Source organism: Paenibacillus sp. VTT E-133280 (assembly GCF_002264385.1).
In the GTDB taxonomy this organism is placed as follows: domain Bacteria; phylum Bacillota; class Bacilli; order Paenibacillales; family Paenibacillaceae; genus Paenibacillus_AQ; species Paenibacillus_AQ nitricinens.
Genome location: NZ_NFUX01000018.1, coordinates 21,804 through 43,025, shown reverse-complemented (window position 1 = coordinate 43,025; position 21,222 = coordinate 21,804). Strand labels below are relative to the sequence as shown.

General features: G+C 43.5%; 26 protein-coding genes. 24 read left to right on the top strand and 2 right to left on the bottom strand.

The window, feature by feature from the left end; all coding sequences use genetic code 11:
• Positions 1 to 415: 415 nt before the first annotated feature.
• The 10 genes from CA600_RS10560 to CA600_RS10515 all read left to right on the top strand — a co-directional run bounded on the left by CA600_RS10560 (position 416) and on the right by CA600_RS10515 (position 11,271).
• Entirely contained in the window at positions 416 to 916 is a 501-nt protein-coding gene (locus CA600_RS10560; protein ID WP_094870150.1) for a GNAT family N-acetyltransferase, read from the top strand.
• A 232-nt stretch (positions 917 to 1,148) separates the two neighbouring features.
• A complete protein-coding gene (locus tag CA600_RS10555; RefSeq protein ID WP_094870149.1) occupies positions 1,149 to 3,218 on the top strand; it encodes a bifunctional aldolase/short-chain dehydrogenase in 2,070 nt (689 codons plus the stop codon).
• A gap of 40 nt (positions 3,219 to 3,258) precedes the next feature.
• Complete coding sequence (locus tag CA600_RS10550) at positions 3,259 to 4,017, top strand: DeoR/GlpR family DNA-binding transcription regulator (RefSeq protein WP_094870148.1); 759 nt, start codon at positions 3,259 to 3,261, stop codon at positions 4,015 to 4,017.
• 26 nt (positions 4,018 to 4,043) lie between these two features.
• Positions 4,044 to 4,772 (top strand): (Fe-S)-binding protein, encoded by a 729-nt coding sequence (locus CA600_RS10545; protein WP_094870147.1) that lies wholly within the window; start codon positions 4,044 to 4,046, stop codon positions 4,770 to 4,772.
• A complete protein-coding gene (locus CA600_RS10540; protein WP_094870146.1) occupies positions 4,769 to 6,322 on the top strand; it encodes a LutB/LldF family L-lactate oxidation iron-sulfur protein in 1,554 nt (517 codons plus the stop codon). The genes CA600_RS10545 and CA600_RS10540 overlap by 4 nt, the downstream gene beginning before the upstream one ends.
• The gene (locus CA600_RS10535) at positions 6,315 to 7,043 is read left to right on the top strand and encodes a LutC/YkgG family protein (protein ID WP_094870145.1); all 729 of its coding nucleotides are present in this window, start codon (positions 6,315 to 6,317) and stop codon (positions 7,041 to 7,043) included. Before CA600_RS10540 ends, CA600_RS10535 begins: the two co-directional genes overlap by 8 nt.
• A gap of 27 nt (positions 7,044 to 7,070) precedes the next feature.
• A complete protein-coding gene (gene rhaB, locus CA600_RS10530; RefSeq protein ID WP_094870144.1) occupies positions 7,071 to 8,558 on the top strand; it encodes a rhamnulokinase in 1,488 nt (495 codons plus the stop codon).
• A 197-nt stretch (positions 8,559 to 8,755) separates the two neighbouring features.
• Positions 8,756 to 10,030 (top strand): L-rhamnose isomerase, encoded by a 1,275-nt coding sequence (gene rhaA / locus CA600_RS10525; protein WP_094870143.1) that lies wholly within the window; start codon positions 8,756 to 8,758, stop codon positions 10,028 to 10,030.
• Positions 10,031 to 10,149: 119 nt separating this feature from the next.
• Positions 10,150 to 10,788, top strand: a complete 639-nt coding sequence (locus CA600_RS10520) for a Vat family streptogramin A O-acetyltransferase (protein ID WP_094870142.1) — start codon at positions 10,150 to 10,152, stop codon at positions 10,786 to 10,788.
• 111 nt (positions 10,789 to 10,899) lie between these two features.
• Complete coding sequence (locus CA600_RS10515) at positions 10,900 to 11,271, top strand: YkvA family protein (protein WP_094870141.1); 372 nt, start codon at positions 10,900 to 10,902, stop codon at positions 11,269 to 11,271.
• Positions 11,272 to 11,287: 16 nt separating this feature from the next.
• Here CA600_RS10515 and CA600_RS10510 read toward each other — a convergent pair whose 3' ends face one another.
• The gene (locus CA600_RS10510; RefSeq protein ID WP_094870140.1) at positions 11,288 to 11,680 is read right to left on the bottom strand and encodes a winged helix-turn-helix transcriptional regulator; all 393 of its coding nucleotides are present in this window, start codon (positions 11,678 to 11,680) and stop codon (positions 11,288 to 11,290) included.
• A 151-nt stretch (positions 11,681 to 11,831) separates the two neighbouring features.
• On the opposite strand from CA600_RS10510, the gene CA600_RS10505 reads away from it, so the two are divergent.
• From CA600_RS10505 to CA600_RS10455, 12 genes are all read left to right on the top strand, one after another.
• Positions 11,832 to 12,506 (top strand): NAD(P)H-dependent oxidoreductase, encoded by a 675-nt coding sequence (locus tag CA600_RS10505; RefSeq protein WP_094870139.1) that lies wholly within the window; start codon positions 11,832 to 11,834, stop codon positions 12,504 to 12,506.
• Positions 12,507 to 12,715: 209 nt separating this feature from the next.
• Positions 12,716 to 13,126, top strand: a complete 411-nt coding sequence (locus tag CA600_RS10500) for a CidA/LrgA family holin-like protein (RefSeq protein WP_094870138.1) — start codon at positions 12,716 to 12,718, stop codon at positions 13,124 to 13,126.
• A complete protein-coding gene (locus CA600_RS10495) occupies positions 13,126 to 13,812 on the top strand; it encodes an LrgB family protein (RefSeq protein ID WP_094870137.1) in 687 nt (228 codons plus the stop codon). The genes CA600_RS10500 and CA600_RS10495 overlap by 1 nt, the downstream gene beginning before the upstream one ends.
• Before the next feature lie 91 nt (positions 13,813 to 13,903).
• Positions 13,904 to 14,083, top strand: coding sequence for a hypothetical protein (locus CA600_RS10490; RefSeq protein ID WP_042126589.1), 180 nt, complete (start codon positions 13,904 to 13,906; stop codon positions 14,081 to 14,083).
• A 177-nt stretch (positions 14,084 to 14,260) separates the two neighbouring features.
• Entirely contained in the window at positions 14,261 to 14,449 is a 189-nt protein-coding gene (locus CA600_RS10485; protein ID WP_094870136.1) for a hypothetical protein, read from the top strand.
• 163 nt (positions 14,450 to 14,612) lie between these two features.
• Positions 14,613 to 15,179 (top strand): putative ABC transporter permease, encoded by a 567-nt coding sequence (locus CA600_RS10480; protein ID WP_256989807.1) that lies wholly within the window; start codon positions 14,613 to 14,615, stop codon positions 15,177 to 15,179.
• A 226-nt stretch (positions 15,180 to 15,405) separates the two neighbouring features.
• The gene (locus tag CA600_RS31190; protein WP_156113097.1) at positions 15,406 to 15,552 is read left to right on the top strand and encodes a hypothetical protein; all 147 of its coding nucleotides are present in this window, start codon (positions 15,406 to 15,408) and stop codon (positions 15,550 to 15,552) included.
• Between the two features lie 209 nt (positions 15,553 to 15,761).
• Positions 15,762 to 16,235: an NUDIX domain-containing protein gene (locus CA600_RS10475; RefSeq protein ID WP_094870182.1), complete on the top strand. Its 474-nt coding sequence runs from the start codon at positions 15,762 to 15,764 to the stop codon at positions 16,233 to 16,235.
• 18 nt (positions 16,236 to 16,253) lie between these two features.
• On the top strand, positions 16,254 to 16,841 hold the full coding sequence (locus tag CA600_RS10470) for a histidine phosphatase family protein (protein ID WP_094870135.1): 588 nt from the start codon (positions 16,254 to 16,256) through the stop codon (positions 16,839 to 16,841).
• A gap of 185 nt (positions 16,842 to 17,026) precedes the next feature.
• Positions 17,027 to 17,263: a hypothetical protein gene (locus CA600_RS30905; protein ID WP_143812130.1), complete on the top strand. Its 237-nt coding sequence runs from the start codon at positions 17,027 to 17,029 to the stop codon at positions 17,261 to 17,263.
• A 9-nt stretch (positions 17,264 to 17,272) separates the two neighbouring features.
• Positions 17,273 to 17,683, top strand: coding sequence for a ribosomal maturation YjgA family protein (locus CA600_RS10460; protein ID WP_256989806.1), 411 nt, complete (start codon positions 17,273 to 17,275; stop codon positions 17,681 to 17,683).
• Between the two features lie 24 nt (positions 17,684 to 17,707).
• Complete coding sequence (locus CA600_RS10455; RefSeq protein WP_094870132.1) at positions 17,708 to 18,499, top strand: lipid II flippase Amj family protein; 792 nt, start codon at positions 17,708 to 17,710, stop codon at positions 18,497 to 18,499.
• 18 nt (positions 18,500 to 18,517) lie between these two features.
• Here CA600_RS10455 and CA600_RS10450 read toward each other — a convergent pair whose 3' ends face one another.
• Positions 18,518 to 19,294, bottom strand: coding sequence for a hypothetical protein (locus CA600_RS10450; RefSeq protein WP_094870131.1), 777 nt, complete (start codon positions 19,292 to 19,294; stop codon positions 18,518 to 18,520).
• A gap of 195 nt (positions 19,295 to 19,489) precedes the next feature.
• Between CA600_RS10450 and CA600_RS10445 the strand changes: the two genes are divergently transcribed.
• Entirely contained in the window at positions 19,490 to 20,347 is an 858-nt protein-coding gene (locus tag CA600_RS10445; RefSeq protein WP_094870130.1) for an SDR family oxidoreductase, read from the top strand.
• Positions 20,348 to 20,715: 368 nt separating this feature from the next.
• Positions 20,716 to 21,111, top strand: a complete 396-nt coding sequence (locus tag CA600_RS10435) for a DUF4265 domain-containing protein (RefSeq protein WP_094870128.1) — start codon at positions 20,716 to 20,718, stop codon at positions 21,109 to 21,111.
• The last annotated feature ends 111 nt before the right edge of the window (positions 21,112 to 21,222 follow it).

Genomic DNA, 21,222 nt, shown 5'->3' with positions numbered 1-21,222 from the left:
TCCATATCCAAAATAAACATTCCAATTAGTATACTACGAGAGTTCGCAAGGGGGAGAAAGAAATAGAAACATTACTGTGAAAAAGAAGGTGGGAGGTGAGTCGGCACACAGAATTTTTGATTTTTGATGCTAACGTCCATCCCGAAGCCTGATACGTGCATTTCGTACAACTAAATAGCCACTTTACGCGCATAAATGCGATATAGATGCACTCTGTACAACTATATCTCTGGAAATTAGCGGATATCGCTAGATTGGAGGGGATTAGTTGCACAAAGTACACTTACCACTAGGCGCGAACGTTGAAATTAATTTTTAGTTGTAGAATATGCAATTAAATAATGCGGAAGGTTCTGTTTTGCAGTAAATTTTAGGATATGGAAAGTTATTTATGATGTTCGAGGGGGCGCTAAGGATGCTAATTGAACTAAAGGAAGCGAGTTTATCAGATGATCGTGATATTTTTGAGATGATTGCGGAGATCGGTCCGGGAGAGAATGGATTCGTTAACAATGGTTTTGATATGGTTTACAGTGAATTTCCTGATTTCATCAGGGGGCGGATAGCTCTTTCACGAGGTGATAATCTTCTACCAAACTATGTCCCACAAACCAACTATTGGTTAGTGATTGACTCTTATCCTGTTGGTGTTGGCAAACTAAGACATGCCTTAAATGATCAATTAAGAAAGTCAGGTGGACATATCGGGTATAGCATCAGACCGAGTGAACGAGGAAAGGGTTATGGCACAATGATGTTAGCAGAGCTGCTAAAAAGAGCTGCGGATAGGGGGATTAATGAGGTCATGCTGACTTGTGAGCCGAACAACGTATCTTCGAGAAAGGTTATTGAAGCGAATAAGGGAATATTAACCGGCATTGAGGATGAAAAATGTAACTACTGGGTTAGTCTATAGCTGGCGTGATGAATAGCGGGATAAGGAGTTGCTGATGGAGTTGCTAATGGGCAGCTCTTTTTTGTCTTTTACAAAAAAACTTGCAGTGCACGCCATGGAGATTCGTCTAAATTGTGAAATAAATTTTAAATTTTGTTGAAAACGCTCTATTCAAACACAAACAAATAGATTAAAATCAAAACAAAGAAAAATAAACAGGAAAATAAACATTCAAAAACGGAGGTATTCACAAATGGTACAAAACTTATGGGATTCATCTCGGGAAACGGAAATAAACGGGGGATTGGATGCATTAGTGTTCCGCTCCAATCTGCTGGGCGAAGACCGCAGGGTCTGCAATTTTGGAGGAGGGAATACCTCTAGCAAAACGATAGAAATAGATTTCCGTGGTCGTGAGGTTGAGGTCATGTGGGTAAAAGGTAGCGGATCTGACCTAGCTACAATGAAAGCAGGGAATTTTACAGGATTGCGGCTTCAGGATATTGCTCCTTTGTTCGAGCGGGAGGAAATGCTTGATGAGGAAATGGTGGCCTACCTCGCGAACTGTATGATTGATCCTAAGCATCCACGTGCTTCTATTGAGACGCTGCTTCATGCCTTTTTACCATTCAAACATGTAGATCATACGCATCCAGATGCGATTATCAGCTTATGCTGTGCTCATAACGGTAAGGATATTGCGCGGGAAATTTATGGAGACCGTTTCGTATGGGTGCCTTACATCCGTCCAGGTTTCACTTTATCCAAAATGATTGCTGAGGGCGTACTTGCTAATCCACAAGCAGAATTGGTGTTGATGGAGAAGCATGGTCTGGTAACTTGGGGAGATACGCCGGAAGCTTGTTACGCTAAGACGATCTCTATCATTAATGAAGCTGAGCGTTACATCGAAGATAGAATTGAAGATGAGAACCTGTTCGGGGGCCGTAAATCGGAAGCGCTTTCGGCAAAAGAGCGGCGGGCTGTCGCGGCGGCTGTAATGCCGTTGATCAGAGGCGCAGTTAGTGATGAACGTAAAATGATACTGACCTTCGATGATGCAGAGGATGTCCTGCGTTTTGTAGGTGGAGTTAACTCGGAGAAATTATCCAGTGTAGGTGCAGCCTGTCCGGATCATTTGGTACATACCAAAATGCTGCCACTATTTGTGAATTGGGAACCAAATGCCAGTGATATTGATGGTTTGAAGACGAAGCTGAACGAAGCGATTACCACATACAAAGAGCAGTATAAAGCGTACTTCGATCGCAATAAGCATGAGGGAGATGTAATGTTCGAAGCCGCACCGCGTGTGATTCTGATTCCCGGAGTGGGAATGATTAATACGGGCAAAAGCTGGAGCAACTCCAAAATTAGCGGTGCCTTGTATCACCGGGCGATTGCTGTTATGCGCGGAGCTACCGCACTGGGAGATTTCGTCTCTCTAAGTGAGAACGAATCATACAATGTGGAATATTGGCCTTTGGAATTATATAAATTATCGCTGGCACCAGCAGAAGCAGAATTCTCGCGTAAGGTTGCGTTTATTACTGGTGGAGCTGGAGGAATCGGGAGCGAAACTGCTCGTCGTCTAGTGTCCGAAGGGGCGCATGTTGTGCTGGCAGATCTCAATCTGGAGGGTGCTCAGAAAATTGCCGAGGAGATTAACGATAAATACGGTGAGAATCGTGCGTTCGCTGTTAAAATGGATGTAACGCAGGAGGAGCAAGTTACCGCAGCTTATGCGGAAACAGCACTTATTTATGGCGGAGTAGATATTATTGTTAACAATGCTGGGCTTGCGACTTCCAGTCCTTTTGATGAGACTTCATTAAAAGAGTGGAACTTGAACATTTCCGTGCTAGGAACTGGTTATTTCCTCGTTGCACGCGAAGCCTTCAAGGTGATGAAGGAGCAAAAAATCGGCGGTAGCATGGTATTTATTGGTTCTAAGAACTCCATATTTGCTGGAAAGAGCGTATCGGCTTACAGTTCTGCCAAAGCACTAGAAGCACATTTGGCTCGCTGTATTGCAGCTGAAGGTGGAGAGTTCGGTATTCGCGCCAATACCATTTTGCCGGATGCCATTCTACAAGGCTCAGCGATTTGGAATTCGAACTGGCGGAATGAACGGGCGGCTGCTTACGGGATTGAACCGGATCAACTAGAGGAACATTATCGTAAACGTACAACACTGCTTGTAAATATTTATCCTCGTGATATTGCTGAAGGCGTTGCTTTTTTCGCTTCATCCAAGTCAGAGAAGACGACGGGCTGCATGCTGACGATTGATGGTGGAGTGCCGGCAGCTTTTACTAGATAAGTGGAAGATGGAATATAGATAGATATAACGGAGGGAAGCCATGCTGATTGCAGACAGATATGAAAGAATCGTAGAACTAGTGAATGAACGTGGCAGCATTCGTGTCTCGGAACTGAGTACATTATGCCAAGTGACGGAGGAGACCATCCGCCGTGATCTTGATCGCTTGGAAAAGGCGGGGAGGCTGCTACGCTCGCACGGCGGTGCAGTCAGTCTGCGTGATCGTCAGCCAGAGACGCCCTATGCTGAACGTGAAATTATGAACGCAGCGGAGAAGCAGCAGATTGCTCGTGAAGCAGTGCTGATGATAAAGCCGGGAGATCGAATTTTGCTGGATGCTAGCACAACTGCATGGTATATGGCCTCACATTTGCCGGATATGCCACTAACTGTACTGACTAATTCTATTAAGGTAGCTGCGGAGTTAAGTGGGAAGGAACGAATAGATGTGATCTCAACTGGCGGTCAGCTGAGCCGAAGATCGATGTCCTTTGTTGGTCATTTAGCCGAGCGTTCGCTTGAGTTGTATCACGTGGATAAGATGTTTTTTTCCTGCAAAGGATTTCATCTCGAACGCGGCGCCAGTGAATCGAATGAGCTGCAAGCGATGGTAAAGCGAAAGATGATTTCTATTGCGGAGCAGGTGATCCTACTTTGTGACTCCAGCAAATTCGGAATTCAAGCGTTCACACATGTTGCCACGACTAGTGAACTGGATGTTGTAATAACGGATTACAGCCCTGCCACAGAACAGCTAAAGCAGCTACAGGAGCTGAACATCGCAATAACAACCGTGTAGATAATAGTGTTGCAGGAGGTGAAGACATGAAGGTATCGATGTTTATTACTTGCATCAGTGATGCTGTGTACCCAAAGGTCGGAGAAGCAATGGCACGTCTGCTAGCCAGATATGGCGTGCAGCTGGATTTTCCCGAAGTGCAGACCTGCTGCGGACAGCCTGCGTACAATAGTGGCTATTGGAATGAGGCACGTCAAGCTGCGCTTACGATTTTGCAGGCTTTCGAAGACAGTGACTTTGTCATTGCTCCTTCCGGGTCTTGCACCGGGATGCTTCATCATTACCCGAAACTGTTTCAGGATGATCCGGTTAATTTGGTCAAGGCGCAGAATTTGCAGCGTAAATCCTATGAGTTCAGCCAGTTTATGGTACAGGTGCTTGACGTCACGGATCTAGGGGCAGTATTTCCGCATAAAGTTACCTATCATCCTTCCTGTCATGGCACTCGGATTCTGGGGATTCGTGATGAGCCTATGTTACTTATGCAGAATGTGAAGGCGATGGAGCTAGTACCACTACCTTTTGCTGAGGACTGTTGTGGGTTTGGCGGAACCTTTGCCGTGAAGATGTCTGATATCTCCGGGGCGATGGTTACCGAGAAGTCAGATCATGTGCTGGAGTCGGAAGCTGAAGTCTTAACAGGTCTGGATATGGGCTGTCTCATGAACATTGCTGGGAATTTGCGTTATCGCCACAAACCGGTCCGAGTCATGCATTTAGCAGAGCTACTGTATGAGGGGGTGAGTGGACAATGAGTCAGAATGCCGCTCAGACTAAATCGGAATCGAATAAGGTGAAGCCAGCTACGGTAAAACAGCGTGCAGATTTGGCGCTGAATAATGAATTTTTACGCAAGGCGGTTCGCTTTACTACGGAAAGACTGCGTGACGGGAAACAGAAAGCGGCGAACGATCATGGGCACTGGGAAGAATGGCGCGAACGTGGGCGACAAATTCGCCTGCATACAATCGCTCATTTGGATTATTACTTAAATCTATTTGCGGACAATGCAAGAGCGAACGGCACGCATATTCATTTTGCGGCAACGGGTGAAGAGGCAGTGAAGATTGCTTTAGAGATTGCGCAGCGGAAACAAGCGGCTTCCGTGGTCAAATCAAAATCGATGGTGACTGAGGAGCTGCATTTGAATACGGCGCTTGAATCCATTGACGTGGAGACGATTGAGACAGATCTTGGCGAATATATTATCCAGCTTGCCGGAGAAACCCCGTCTCATATCATTATCCCAGCCATCCATAAAAACCGCTATCAGATTGCTGAACTGTTGTCCAAGGAGGCAGGGGAGGAGCTTTTGCCTGAGACTACAATCCTTGCAGGATTTGTACGGCGCAAGCTACGGGAGAAGTTCCTCGAAGCGGATATTGGGATGACGGGATGCAATTTTGCGATTGCAGAGACAGGTTCCATGGTGCTATTCGAGAATGAGGGCAATGCTCGTATGGTCACCACCTTGCCGAAGACGCAAATCACTTTGATGGGGATGGAGCGGATTATTCCTTCCTGGAGCGACCTTGAGGTGATGGCTACGTTATTGCCGCGTTCAGCAACTGGCCAGAAGCTAACAGTGTATATGTCCGGTATTTCGGGACCCCGTAGGAGGGATGACGGGGACGGGCCGGAAGAGCAGCATATTATTATCCTTGATAATGGTCGATCTGAGCAGCTAGGCGATCCAGAATTTCAGGAGCTACTGAACTGCATCCGCTGTGGAGCCTGTCTGAATGCCTGCCCTGTCTACCGTCATATTGGCGGTCATGCCTATGGTGGGACTTATAGTGGACCGATCGGAGCGGTGTTGACCCCAGCGCTAAACAAAAATGTAGATCAATGGGATGATATCGCGGGTGCATCAAGTCTGTGCGGTGCGTGTTATGAAGCTTGTCCAGTCAAAATCCCTCTGCATGATATGCTTATCTATTTACGTCGGCGTAAGGTAGAGCGAGGTTACGGAGACAAAGCGGAAGGTCTTGGCATGAAAGGCTTTGGTGCGATTATGGCGAAGTCACAGCGATTCAGTAATGTGATGAAAGTAGGCAGAATCGGACAAAAGCTGCTTGTGAGAGACGGCGGAATTCCGTCTAAGCTTGGGCCGCTGAAAGGCTGGAATAACTATCGGATCGCTCCGAAGCTGGCGGATGAATCCTTCCGCGAGAGCTGGAAAGGGCTGCAGGAGGAGTTAGACAATAATATTCGCGAGATGGACCCGTCGATACAGAAACGGATGGAAGATTTATTAGCGAAGCGAAAGCGTGAAGAGCTGAAAGGAGAGCCCGGATATGACTGAGGAAACGCACATAGAATGGCTGGAGCGTATGGACCATGATTCTCGTGAGAAACAGCAGGTATTCATGAACGATATCGCTCGTCGCTTGAAGCATCCAAGAACGACTACGGCTCCTGCACATCCTTTTCGCGGCGCTCCAGATTATTGGCAAGAATTCCAGTGGAGTCCAGAAGAACGCATCGATCAATTTACTGCGAATTTTCAAAGTGCAGGTGGACATGTGTTTCGCGTGGCAACGATGGATGAAGCTAAAGCTTTTATCGTCAATAAAGCGAGTGAGATGCTCGCCCGTTATATTCTTCGGCAAAATGTAGCTGAGCTTGCGGCACTTCGATTAGAAGAGGAGCTTGAAAATACTCGGGTATCTGTCTGGAATACGGATATGCAAGAAGCATGGAAAGCTAGGGCGGCGGAAGCTGATATTGGGATTGTGCTCGCGGATTATGCAGTTGCTTATACCGGCTCAATTACAGTGTTATCTTCTGCGGATAAAGGGCGCTCTGTCAGCCTTTTGCCCACCGCATTAATTGCCATCATTCCGCTCGAACGGCTGAAGACTCGTCTGGGTGAGGTGCTTATTGATTTTGATGAAGCGGGACAATCGGGTCTCCCCGCAGGTATTCACTTTATCTCTGGACCCAGCCGTTCAGCGGATATTGAGAATGATCTGACGATAGGTGTGCATGGCCCGGGAATCGTATTCGCCTTGCTGGTAGGTTGATGAGGAGATAAGGAGTGTTGTTTAAGAATGAATGCTGGGGCGCATAAACAGGGTCAGAATCATATTGCTATTGATATTGGAGCCTCTAGTGGGAGAGTCGTTTGCGGAACCTTGCAAGAACCGGAAGGAAACTTATCATTAACAGAAATCCACCGTTTTAGTAATGGGTTCTCTGAGAAGAATGGTAATCTTTATTGGGACGTCGATTATTTATTTGCTGAAATAGTAAAAGGCTTGCAGAAGGCGAAGTCAAAAGGAATTGAGCAGTGTACCATCGGAATTGACACTTGGGCCGTGGATTACGTACTTCTGGATCAGAAGGGTACACGAATTCATGAAGTTTTTTCTTATCGTGATTCCAGAACAGATAGAGCGGTACAAAGCCTACATCGTAATATATCAATTGTAAGCGTTTACGGTAAGACGGGGATACAAGTTCTCCCGATTAATACGTTGTACCAGCTGTTTGTGCATGATCAGGCAGATCTTGAAGCAGCACATTCAATCCTGCTGGTCCCTGATTATCTCTATTATCGGCTTACGGGACGCAGAATTAGTGAAGTCACGAATGCTTCAACCACGGGTCTGCTGAATCTGCAAACTCGGGATTATGATACTGATTTACTGGCACTGCTTGGTCTTTCAAAAGAGCAATTCCCCCCCTTAACGGAACCTGGGGAACAAATTGGCGGATTGACTGATGACCTGGCGGCACGCGGTGATCTTCCAGATTGTAAGTTCATAGCAGTTGCCACTCATGATACAGCATCAGCTGTACTAGGCGTTCCTGCAAGTAGCGACAAATGGGGATTTCTCAGTAGTGGTACTTGGTCACTCATCGGGGTGGAACGAGCTTCAGCTATCACAAGTCCAGAAGCGATGGAGCGCAATTATACAAATGAATGGGGAGCCTTCGGATCGTTCCGTTTTCTTAAGAACATTATGGGGATGTGGCTGATCCAAAAGGTTCGTGAGGAATATGGTGGTCAATACAGCTTTGGCGAACTGGTGGAGCTGGCAGAGCAAGAGATTCCTTTTAGATCAATCATCTACTGCAATGATGAACGATTCATGAATCCATCCAACATGATCAGCGAGATACAGGACTATTGTGCGGAAGTCGGACAGTTGGTACCAAAGACACCAGGGGAGATTGCCAGATGTGTGTTTGACAGTCTTGCTCTTTCTTACTATTTCTATGTTCAGGATCTTCAGCTATTAACCGGTGAGAAGTGGGAGCGTCTGCACATTGTAGGCGGAGGGGCGAATAATGGTTTGCTATGCCAAGTTGCGGCGGATTTGCTAGCGATGGAGATTTACGCTGGTCCGACGGAATCCACCGCATTAGGTAATGTAGTTATGCAAATGATCAGTGTGGGTACGGTCGCAAATATTAAAGAAGCAAGAGAAATTATATATCGTTCATTTGATGTAACAATCTACATTCCACATGAGATGGACGCTTCCCTAAAAACCGCGGCATTGGCTGAGTTTGCTCGGCTGCAGATCGTTTAAGAGTAACTTTGATTTGGTGAAATAGCTGCGGGTGAGCGGTGAAGGGCGAAAATACCCCACATTGGGAGTGAAAAGCGGAAAGTGAGTGAAAAGGGGTATAAATCCCTCTCATCGGGCGCAAAAAGCGGAAAACGTGCCAAAGTGGAGCAAAAATCCCCCTAAATGAAATCACAAAGACAATAACAGGAGGCTCAAGCATGGAGCAGAATACAGAAAGCTTAAGGAGCATTCAGACGAGCTATAATGAGGCGAAAAAGCTCTACGAACTGCACGGCATTGACGTAGATAAAGTATTAGAGCAGCTTGCAGCAATCAAAATTTCATTGCACTGCTGGCAAGGAGACGATGTAAAGGGCTTCCTGAATAAGGAAGAGGAACTAAGTGGCGGGATCGCGGTCACGGGCAGTTACCCGGGGCGAGCTAGAAATCCGGAGGAACTGCGCCGTGATTTGGAGCAAGCACTAGCACTTATCCCAGGACGTCATAAAGTTAATTTACATGCTATTTATGCCGATACGGAAGAAACAGTAGATCTTGATGCGTTAGAGCCTAAGCATTTTGAAAGATGGGTGAACTGGGCTAAGAAGCAGGGACTAGGATTAGATTTCAATCCCACTTGCTTCTCTCATGAAAAAGCTAATGATGGCTTCACACTAAGTCACTCGGATCCTGAAATCCGCAACTTCTGGATTGCTCATTGCAAGGCTTCACGCCGAATCTCCGAATCTTTCGGTCAGGCACTGGGTCAGCCTTGTGTAACCAACTTCTGGGTTCCAGATGGATATAAAGATACACCGATCGACCGTCTGTCACCGAGAGTGCGACTTCAGCAATCACTGGACGAGATCTTCAGCGAGGAGATCGATCAGCAATATAACATTGATGCTGTAGAAAGTAAGCTGTTCGGAATTGGCTCGGAAAGTTATGTGGTAGGTTCGCATGAATTTTATATGGGTTATGCACTAAGCCGGGGCAAAGCGGTATGCTTCGATGCTGGGCATTTCCACCCAACCGAGACTATCTCGAATAAATTATCCTCTTGGCTGATGTTTGGTGATCAATTGTTGCTGCATGTTAGCCGTCCAGTACGCTGGGACAGTGATCATGTGGTGACTATGGATGATGAACTGCTGGAGATTGCTCGTGAACTAGTTAGAGGTCAATTCCTAGAAAGAACTCATATTGGACTTGATTTCTTTGACGGAAGTATTAATCACATTGCCGCTTGGGTGATCGGAACACGTAACACAATCAAAGCCCTGCTACGTGCGATGCTGGAACCGATAGAGCTATTGAAGCAAATTGAACTGGATGGAGATTATACTACTAGACTTGCACTGGTAGAGGAATTGAAATCTTATCCATTCGGAGCTATTTGGGATTATTATTGTGCGACGAATGGTGTGCCTGTCCGAGAAAGCTGGCTGAGCGATGTGAAGCAATACGAAGTAGATGTTTTATCAAAGCGATAAAGTACTTGTAATGGCGGTTACCACACGGTAGCCGCTTTTTATGTTCATGATTCGTACTTATTTGAAAAGATCTTTGATCTCTGGTATGTTTTATCAAAAAAAGAGAGAGAGGCTTTATTATGGAGAAATATGGACCCGATCCGAATGCGCTCTATCCAAATGAACAGATCAAAAGCATCTGTTATATCAAAAATGTGATTACAAGAAACAATATTACGGTTGGCGATTATACGTATTATGATGATATAGACGGTGCGGAAAAGTTTGAGGAGCATGTGACTCATCACTATGATTTTATTGGGGATAAGCTTATTATTGGGAAATTCTGCGCGATTGCTAAAGGTATTGAATTTATCATGAATGGTGCGAACCATCGAATGAATTCCGTTACGACCTACCCTTTTAATATCATGTCTAATGGCTGGGAGCATGCGGTTCCAGAACTATCAGATCTACCCATAAAGGGAGATACGGTGATCGGCAACGATGTGTGGATTGGACAGAATGTTACGGTTATGCCGGGTATACATATTGGAAATGGAGCCGTCATCGCGGCCAATTCAACAGTTGTGAAAGATATCCCGGCTTATAGTGTCGCTGGAGGAAATCCATGTAAAGTAATTAGACAACGTTTTGATGACGAATTGATCGAATATTTAGAAGCGCTTAAGTGGTGGGATTGGGATGCCGAGCGAATCTTTAAGAATCTTGAAGCGTTATGCAGCAGTGATTTGAATAAAATCAAAGAAATTAAATGATATTCTGTAAGTTTCATAGAACGAGCTATAGTTTATCTTAAAGATATAAATAATAGCTGAGGGTATACTGACTGTATGAACTTCATATGAACCTTGCGGAGGGAAATTCTAATGAAGAAAGATGATGATAAGATCACCACGGAACTCACAGCAGAGAAGTTTCCATACAGTAAAGAGAACGAGGAGATGGTGACGCGGAATTTTTGGACAAAAACTAAAAAGTTCGCAGGCAAGATCCCATTTACTAAAGATGCTATTGCGATGTATTATTGCGCAGTCGACGCAAAGACCCCTTTATGGGCAAAAGGAATTGCCTTCGGAGCGTTGGCTTATTTCATCTCCCCGATTGATGCGATACCGGATGCGATTCTCGGACTTGGATTTACGGATGATGCTGCAATTATTGCAGCAGGAATCAAAGCGATCTCAGGTCAGGTTACGGATGAACATAAGGAAAAGGCTGAAGCATTTTTTGAAAAATAGAAGGTGCAGCTTTGAGCTACACCGTAATATCCATACCTTCTGGACAGCTTTCTGCGGAAAGCTGTTTTGTTTTGTAAACCTCTCCCCAGTCTTTCATGAGTTTAATAATAGGGGTCAGCGTCTTGCCAAATTCAGTTAACGAGTATTCGACTTTCGGGGGAACCTGATGGTAGACCTCACGGTGAACAACTCCATCTTCTTCCAGCTCTCTAAGCTGCAAGGTTAACATGCGTTGAGTGATTCCTGGGCATATCCGTCGAAATTCGTTAAAGCGTTTCGTTCCATCCATCAAGTGATAGATGAGGATCCCCTTCCATTTTCCTCCTATAACATCGAGCGTAAATTCCACAGGGCAAGCTTCCTTATTGCTTTCTGGGTGATCTCCGAATCCACCTTTTCGATCACGCATAGCCGTTCAACTCCCATAGTATCATTTTGTATACTACATAACATTAATGTGCGTACTTTTAAAGAAGTGATATATATTCTAATATTATGCATGAGAACGGCAAACAGTCAAATAGGTCGTTGGTTCTAAGCAAACAAAAGGAGTGTTAAATATGGATACTTTATCATTAAACAAAAATGAAATCCTGTCTGCCTACCAATTCAGACATGCAACTAAAGAATTTGATAGTCATAAGAAAATTAGTGAGTCAGACTTTCAGTTTATTCTGGAAACAGGACGTCTGTCACCAAGTTCATTCGGATTTGAGCCTTGGCGTTTTGTCGTAGTACAAAGTCCGGAAATACGCGAGAAATTACGAACTCATGCCTGGGGAGCACAAAAGCAATTGCCAACTGCAAGTCACTTTGTATTGATTCTCTCCCGTCTTCCTAAAGATATGTCTGCTGATTCCGACTATATTAGAGGGATGATGGAGCATGTCCAGGCGCTGCCTCCAGAAGTGATGGAAGGGAAAGGTAATATGTACGATAAGTTCCTGAAGGTTGATTTCGGATTGATGGAGAATGAGCGGGCAATGTTCGAATGGAGCTGCCGGCAGACTTATATAGCCCTTGGTAATATGATGACATCAGCCGCTTTAATCGGAATCGATTCTTGCCCAATGGAAGGTTTCGATAAGGCGAAGCTAGAGCAGATTCTTACCGAAGAGGGGATTATGGAGGCCGAACATTTTGGAATCTCCTGCATGGTAGCCTTTGGATATCGTTTGAATGAACCGCGTGGAAAAACACGACAAAGCGCAGAGCAAGTCATTCAGTGGGTTTAAATAAGCTGGGATTTCAATTTAGAGCAGCATAACGAAAATAACTAACCTGTAAAGTCTCCGGCGTTCTGGAGATCATACAGGTTATTTTTGTTTAATTCTTACAAGATTCGAAAAGTAATTGAAATTTTCATGAAAACTCTGATACTCTTATTGAGGTGACCCATTTTAAGCTTTATCGAGTTAATTTAATAATGAAGGGATCCTGCATCATGAAAATCATTCGCATAATTATCCAAGTGTTCCTGCTTTATTTGTTCTACTTGGCTGGAGACTTCCTGCAAAAGCAGCTGCATCTTCCTGTTTCTGGGAGTATCGTCGGATTACTTCTGCTCTTTGTTTTATTGCTATTCAAGGTTGTACCAGTGAAGTGGATTGAAGAGGGTGCAACAACAATATTAGCTTATCTTCCGTTATTTTTTATTCCAGCGACGGCTGGGATCGTGAAGCATATGGATATTTTTAGTGGGAGAGGTTTGCTGTTAATCTTGATTCTTATCGTTAGCAGCGTGCTCACTATTGCAGTCGCAGCACATACCAGTCAATGGCTTTCAACCTTGAAAGACAAGAGTAAGGCGGGCTGGAACAGCAAGAGCTTAAGCGAAAAGGGGAAGGAAATATAATGTTTTTTATCGCGACAGGAATTGTCCTGCTTAATGTTGCAATTTATTTATTGATGTCTGTGGTATATAGACGTTTTCGGTTTCCTGTTCTTATTCCCGCGCTAACAGCCACAGCCCTTGTTGTAGCACTACTTCTATACTTTCATATTCCGTATGATACATATATGATAGGTGGTCAGTGGATTAATCAGCTACTGGGACCTGCTGTAGTGGCGCTAGCCTATCCATTATATAAACAACGTAATGTGTTAGTTGAGAATTTTCCGGCGATCCTAGGGGGCGCTATTGTAGGTTTGTTAATAGGGATGTTTAGTGGTTTGCTTTTGGCGGCAGGGCTAGGATTCTCTAAAATATATGTTTTGTCCATATTGCCAAAGTCGATCACCACACCTGTAGCGATACAGATCTCGAATGGTTTAGGCGGGGACTCCTCGCTAACCTCCGTATTTGTAATGATTGCCGGATTTACAGGTGCGATTGGCGGTCCTCTCATTATTAAGCTGTTTAAGATTCGAAGCGAAGTTGGGATTGGGATCGGGTTAGGAACGGGTTCTCATGCACTTGGAACTGCAAAGGCACTGGAATATGGAGAACAATCAGTTTCAATGAGCTCCGTAGCGATGACCGTCTGTGCTATTGTCGGTTCATGTATCGGTCCGGTGGTAGCTTGGATCATGTACCCTTAAATTCAATCATCATAACTATGTTTGCAAAACACTCCATCGGGTAACTATAACTAAGGAACAAATAAAGCAAAGCACCTGAGGAGGATTTCACATGTCAGATTATTCTCAAGATGAAGCGGAAATCCGCAACAAGGAAAATAAAGACGGCGATTCATTAGCTGAAATTAAGAAGATGGAGAATGGCGTGGACATCGAGCCAGAAGCAGACGATTGGGTAGCCAAGCCTGCAGAGTCCTCTCATCCTGATCCGCTTCCTAACGATTTAGACTAAATGATTCGGAAGACAGGCTGTCCTTCATCGGACAGTCTGTTTTTTCTTGAGATCATTTTAGTAATTATTGTATAATGGAATCAAGTACAACCTCATCAGAGTATTTTATCCAAGTTCGTCGTTGCTTTTCGCTAATTCCACAGATCTCAGCCATTCTTGTTGCAGGGAGGAAATGAAATGCGTAGTCGGAACGAGAACAGCCGATATCGGCAAAAACGTGGCGAGGCTCTAGCAGGTAACTCTGAGAAAAAATATGGTTCAAACTTTGGCGTAAGAAGTGAGCTTACAATGGATACATTAAAGAAACAATACGACGATCAGTCGCTGATCCCGGCTCAGAATCCTGAAGAACAACTTAAACCATAAGCGTGGAAGGCTAGAGAATCCACTTTACTCCTTATATTTTGTAATGAAGGCATAACCTATGGGTTATGTCTTTTTTGTTGCGCATATCTCCTGAAGGATTGAGGCATAATAGGGCCGGATGGATATTTAAGAAAATAATGACAACTAGGAGCGGTGTATAAACATGATGACTTCTATATTTTCTTCAAGCGGAGAACCTGCGATGGCAGTGGCGGGCCAATATTTCTTTTATTTTATGATCTACTCTTTTTTAGGCTGGGTATTGGAGGGTACATATAACTTATATAGTAATGGAAGCTTTCGCAAAGAAGGCTTTCTAAAAGGTCCTTTTAAACCAATGTATGGATTTGCACCACTGCTTCTACTGATTGCCAGAGACTTAACCCTGCCTTTCCCAATTTTCCTCCTGCTTGCGTTAGTCGTTCCTTCAGCTGTTGAATATGTAAGTGGTTGGTTGCTGAAGACTGTCTTTCAAAAGCAATGGTGGGATTACTCAGGGATGTCTTATCAACTGCAAGGGCATATTTGCCTTCGATTCTCCCTATATTGGTGGGCGCTATCGGTAGCTTGTGTATTTGGGATTCAGCCGTTCATGGAGCTTTTATATTCACAAGTCCATAACGTTTGGGGAATTATTTATCCTTTCGTGGGACTCTATCTTATGGCTGATTTATTGTGGACTTGCTGGAGTCGGTATAGAAGTGAGAAGACCCCCCAATATCAAGATTAATGATGTCTATATGAACAACATAAGCATTCTTTTGTATATGAAGCACAAACATATCAGTTTTGTATAATGGTGATGTGCCGTGTCTGGATGCTCATTTCTTGAAGTGGTATGAGGAAGGACGTCTTGTCCAAAAATGGCTTTAAAGTGTTCGGCGAAGATCAACTAGATGATGTGGAAGTAATAATTGGAACTCATGTTACATAGTGTGTATAAGGGGAACGAAGCAGTGTCCTTGGGAGAGGAAATGCCGTCCGAAGAGCCATCCTTCATTTGGGATTGGAGGCGGACGCAGATGAGTATTGACCAGCTCATTTCATTGCTTGTTCTTGTCATCATGATCGTACAGCTTGCCGGCTACAAAGGGAAACATTAAGCTCAAAGTCTCACCTCATTGTAACTGCTTCCGGACCTCAGAAAGTATTGAGCCGTTCGGAAGCTTTTTTTGTTCTGCGCTAAGCATATTGCCGAATCTAAAGGATTCCATCACAGAGATGTCTAATATATACATAATGTGGATTTTTGGGAAGCCGGAGGAAAATGGATGATGTTCTATAAAACAGTGTGAGAGGGTGGATGAATAACGTGCCGATGTCTGAGTATTATCAGGAGATCCGAGGAAAAGTGGGTTCAGAGTTATTAATGATGCCTTCCGTAGCTGCAGTAATAAGAAATAAAGAAGATGAAATTCTGTTTATTCGAAAACCTGAAGAGTCCTTGTGGGGATTGCCAGCAGGCGCCATCGAGCCAGGGGAACGACCGGGAAGAACTTTGCGCAGAGAAGTATATGAAGAGACTGGATTAATGGTGCATCCTACTACCATTCTTGGGGTATTTGGCGGAGGGAAATATAGATACGAATATAACAATGGAGATCAGGTGGAATATACAGTCATCGTATTTGAGTGTTCTATCATCCGTGGAACGCTGAGAGCAATGGATGGAGAAGTCGAAGAATTTAAGTTCTTTAAAGAGAGTGAGCTGCCCGAGATGGCCATTCCCTATCCAGTGGAGATTTTCAAGAAAGACCGCGAAGTGACAAAGACGATATTTGAATGAGCTGGAGAGGAGTAATTCATGAAGACTTTTATTTATATGATTAGACACGCCGTATCACCTTTTGTGCTTGGGGATGAGAGAGAACGAGGATTATCTGATAAAGGTCATGAGGACGCATTTAGAATTAAAGAACTGTTGGCGGAGGAAGAGATCACACATTTTGTCTCCAGTCCTTATAGACGAGCGATAGATACCATTAAATATTTGGCTGAAGCTTCGGAGCAAGAAATTGAGTTGTATGAGGAATTTAGAGAAAGAGCCATAGCAAGCATGGAGATCGAGATCAGTGAACAAGAATTTCTTCAGGCGATCCGGACATCATTCACAGACTTACAATATAAAATGCCGAATGGAGAGAGTACTCAGGAAGCGCAAGAGCGTGCGATCCCCATCATGAAGCAATTGATCCAGCAAAATAAAGGCGGCAAAATTGCACTAGGTACCCACGGGAATATCATGACCATTATCCTGAATTACTTCAATAAAGAGTATGGTTATGAGTTCTTTGAGCAGACTTCGAAACCAGATATTTATAGGCTGGAATTTGATGAATTAGAGCTTACTAGTGTGGAACGAATGTGGAACCCCGAAGTACTGAGTAAATGAAATATTTTATTAAGCTTAATTCGTTAAGCGTACTTTATGCCTTTATGTTGTTTGTCGTAATAGAGCTACTAGTGAATATTTATCGTATTAGTAGAATTTCTGGCTTGGAGCTGGATAAAGTAAATAACTTAGAGCTTATCTTCATATTTGTGTTATTTATATTTTGTTCTATTGGGTTTGTTTGGATGACAAAAAAATATTTGAACGGTAAAAAATTCAAGTATTTCACTACGATCCTGTGGTATCCATATTTGAATCTGTTCATTAATTTATTCGCAGCATGGTTCCCGATTACAGAAGCTGCGGATAAACCAGTACCAGTAACAGGGTTAATCATAATAGGGGCTATGATTATTTATCCGTTTTATATCGTGATGATAAATATTATAGCAAGCATAAACTTCAAGTCAGACGCAGGATAGAGGATGGAAATGAGAGTCAAGGCTTTAAAAGAAAGAGTTATTTATGGATGCATCTGCCTAATTGTTATTGTACTGGGGTTATGCTCTAGAGCATTCTCGGAACAGCTACCCTTGTTTGTAACGAGACATTTTGGAGACGCGCTGTGGGGCAGTATGGTTTACTTTATGTTTCGCGTTCTGCTAGTGAACCGGAAGCTGTGGATCGCTTTTATGTGGAGCCTGATGTTTAGCTTCGGTATAGAATTTAGCCAACTGTATCAAGCAGAGTGGATCAACAGCATCCGTGCTACCGTACCCGGCGGGTTGATTCTCGGAAAGGGATTCCTATGGATTGACCTTGTACGATATACCGTTGGAATTACGCTTTCTTACGGACTGGATCAATACTTTCGCTCAAAACTGCACCGAATAGATAAATAGTTCTCAATGGAGATGAACCTACAAATGGTAAATAGCTTGATTGTAGTATGCTTGCTTACAATGATTATTCATACAGCAGAAACGTTATCTTATTCGGTAAGATACGCCGGGGTGAAGCTGAACAAGATAGCTATTGCTTTGTCTTTGACAGGCATTATTGTTCTCGTGTCAAGAACTGCAAACATGATTCAAGCTCCACTGACGGCTAAATTCGTAGATTATGCCAAAATACATTCTGATTTCCCACTACTTAATTACCTGAGAATTATATTATTAGCTTCTTCATTAGGGACATTAATAGCCATTGCTATTTTTCCAACCTTCGTAGGCTTGTTTGGGAGAATCATCTCAAAGCTTGAAATTGAAGGTTCTATTCCCAAGCTGCTTACGAGCGTAACGATCGGGCAGTTAAAAAATACTAGAAAATACATAAGAAAACCAAAAGTGAATCTATATAACTTCAGATACCTGGGGATTCCTAAACGTTTTATTGTTATGAATGTTTTTGTTACAGCCTTTTACACCGTAGGGGTCATTTCATCTTTGTATGCTGCTCATCTAATGCCTCAATATAGCACGACTGCTTCTCAAGCCTCTGGATTGATTAATGGAATGGCGACTATACTGCTGACCATATTTATCGACCCACAGCTTGGTCTTATTACCCATAAAGCCACTGAAAATGTAGAATACCGTGATCAGCTAGGAAAAATATATGTGGTATTGATGGGTTCACGATTTCTAGGTACTATATTTGCTCAGCTCCTGATTGTGCCCGCAGCCCAACTAATCAGTATATTAGTGAAGCTGATATGAGCCGGTGGGAGCGAATCATTATGGAAGCTTAGACTCTGCAGATCGTAGAGCTAGGGAGATCTTCTGCTCCCAGCTGTAAATATTTTGATGCATGTCATGAATTCGTTTCATTTGCTCAAAGGATGCTTTCATTTTTATTGCTGCCGTAATCGCATCCCCTTGTTTTACAGCCGATTTATATTGTTTATCTGCTTCTGAACGAACTTTCTGTGCTATAGCGATATTCTTGTTCTCGGCGGTGATTTGCTTCTTCAAAGCTGTGATCGGGGCCAGAGCATCTTTGACAGGCTTGATCTTGGCAGCGGTTTGCTTGCGGGCAGTTGCCAATGCGTCTGTCTTCGCCTTCATTTCAGTGCGAGCGAGTGTTACCGCAGCTTTGAGTTTATTGCGTCTTAGATCCAGGAGAGTGGCTGTCTTAAAATCCTTAGCTTTCTTGGCTGCGGTACACTGCTTACTGAGAGTGCTGTATTGTTCCAGCAGGGGAGCATGTTTCTTCTGAGCTGACGTAGCTTCAGATGATAAACGACTCAGCAGAACCTTATCTGTTGACTCTATGACAGAATGAATAGATTTCAGTGTTTCATTATTCTGCTTACGTAACATTTGAATTTTTGAGCTATAGGACTTGAGGGCTACTTGAAGTGAGGTATAATTAGCATGGAGACCGTTAATGTCATCTAAGGCTGACTCCCAATCTGTACCTGCTGAAGCTAATGTTAGGTTGATGTTGAGGAGGGCTACTACTAGAATGAATTGGACAAACCGCTTTAAATAACTAAAATTGTGAATAAACATTCATTTCAGCTCCTTAATTAGTCTATGCGCGCAAAAAAGCACCTCCAAGATAGGCATGAATGCCTATCTTGCGAGGTGCTTCTCTCGCAGAAATATAAATGATACACTTACTATAACTTGAAATTAATGGATAGTCAATCTGAAAAAGAACATTTGTTTGCTTTTTGGAATAATGAAACATAAGGAGAGTCAAAGATGAATTCACATCTAGATCGAATGCATGATCGAGTGGCCTTAATAACCGGAACCTCTAGTGGATTTGGACTGCTCACAGCCTTGAAACTGGCTGGACAGAGATTCAAAGTTGTAGCAACCATGCGCGATTTGAGTCGTAAAGGCGCGCTTGAGCAGCAGGCAGAGCAAGCAGGACTCTTAAAGCAGCTTCATTTTATGACTATGGATGTTACCGATAGTGAGTCTATACAGGCGACTATATCCTCAGTACACGAAACATTCGGAAGAATTGATGTTTTGGTAAATAATGCAGGCTTTGCTATAGGTGGCTTCATAGAAGAGCTACGTATGGAGGAATGGCGCCAGCAAATGGAGACGAATTTTTTCGGATTAGTCGCGGTGACAAAGGCTGTGCTGCCAGTTATGCGAGAACAGAAAAGTGGTACGATTATTAACGTGGGGAGTATAAGCGGGTTGTCCGGGTTTCCGGGGTATGCTCCATATGCAGCTTCCAAATTTGCAGTAGAAGGATTCAGTGAAAGTCTGCGTCATGAAATGTCTCCTTATGGAATACGTGTAGTATTAATTGAACCTGGCTCATTCCGTACTCCGATTTGGGGAAAAGGAATGGAACAAATTCGTCCAGCCGAGGATTCTCCTTATAGAGATCGTCTGGATGCTGTGCTACGATATTCCAAGCATACCGCTGAAACTGCACCTGATCCAAAGCAAGTGGCAGATCTCATCGGTCGAATTACTGAAATGAAGTCACCAAGGCTTCGGTATCCTATCGGCAAAGGCACCCGGATCTTGATCTTAGGCAAAACGCTGCTCCCGTGGAAATGGCTGGAGAGAATGATTGCGAAAGAATTGAGGTGATGGAATGGAGCAATCCATAAACTTAACAATCATTAAACTTATTGGATATGTATCCAGTTTGATGACCGTTTTTTTATGGTTTATATTTATATTCATTAATCCATATGCTGAGGTTACGAATCAATCCAGTATTATAATAAGTTTGGTAATGCTGGTGTTGCCTGCCGGATTACTTGCGATAGGTATCTCTTTAAACAGAAGTCCTCTCATGCTTCTCGCCTTTATTTGGAGTTTTCCGTACAGTATATATATGTTTTTAACGCCGGGAATCTTCAGGTTGTTCGGGATTACAAGCTTAATGTATTTATTGTGTTTTGCGTTAATTAGAATCATCAAGATCAGATTTTGAATAGAATTGAGGTGTTTCGATGCTAGATTCGTCAGGACTACATATTTGCTTCGATCCAGCAGGCCGTGAAATTGAAATCCTTGATGTTACTCCAGTTGGTAAAGATAAATACCGCATCGAAGAGACTCCAATTTTTAATCCAAGTGTTACAATGGGTGATATTATACGGGTGAAAGAAGAACTAGGGATCTATTACTATCAGGAAACGGTACAGAAATCTCATTTCAAAAGGTACGCTTGGCTCCTCAGTAAAGAGGCTGTTGATTCAACAGCCATTTCTGCTTTTAAACAACGGATCACAGAGAATGATGGGAAATGTGAACAGATCTTTGGCGGTTTGTTGGTCATTCATATTCCTAAGAATACATTGATCGATGTGGATGGGGAAATGAATCGCATTATTGAGCGGTTTTAGAAGTGTGGGTACGTAAATATTAATGAAGTATGAGTAAGAAAAAAATGCTGCGGCATGAAATGCAAGGAAGCTTGCACATGATGCTGCAGCACGGAGAATAGGTGGAACGCG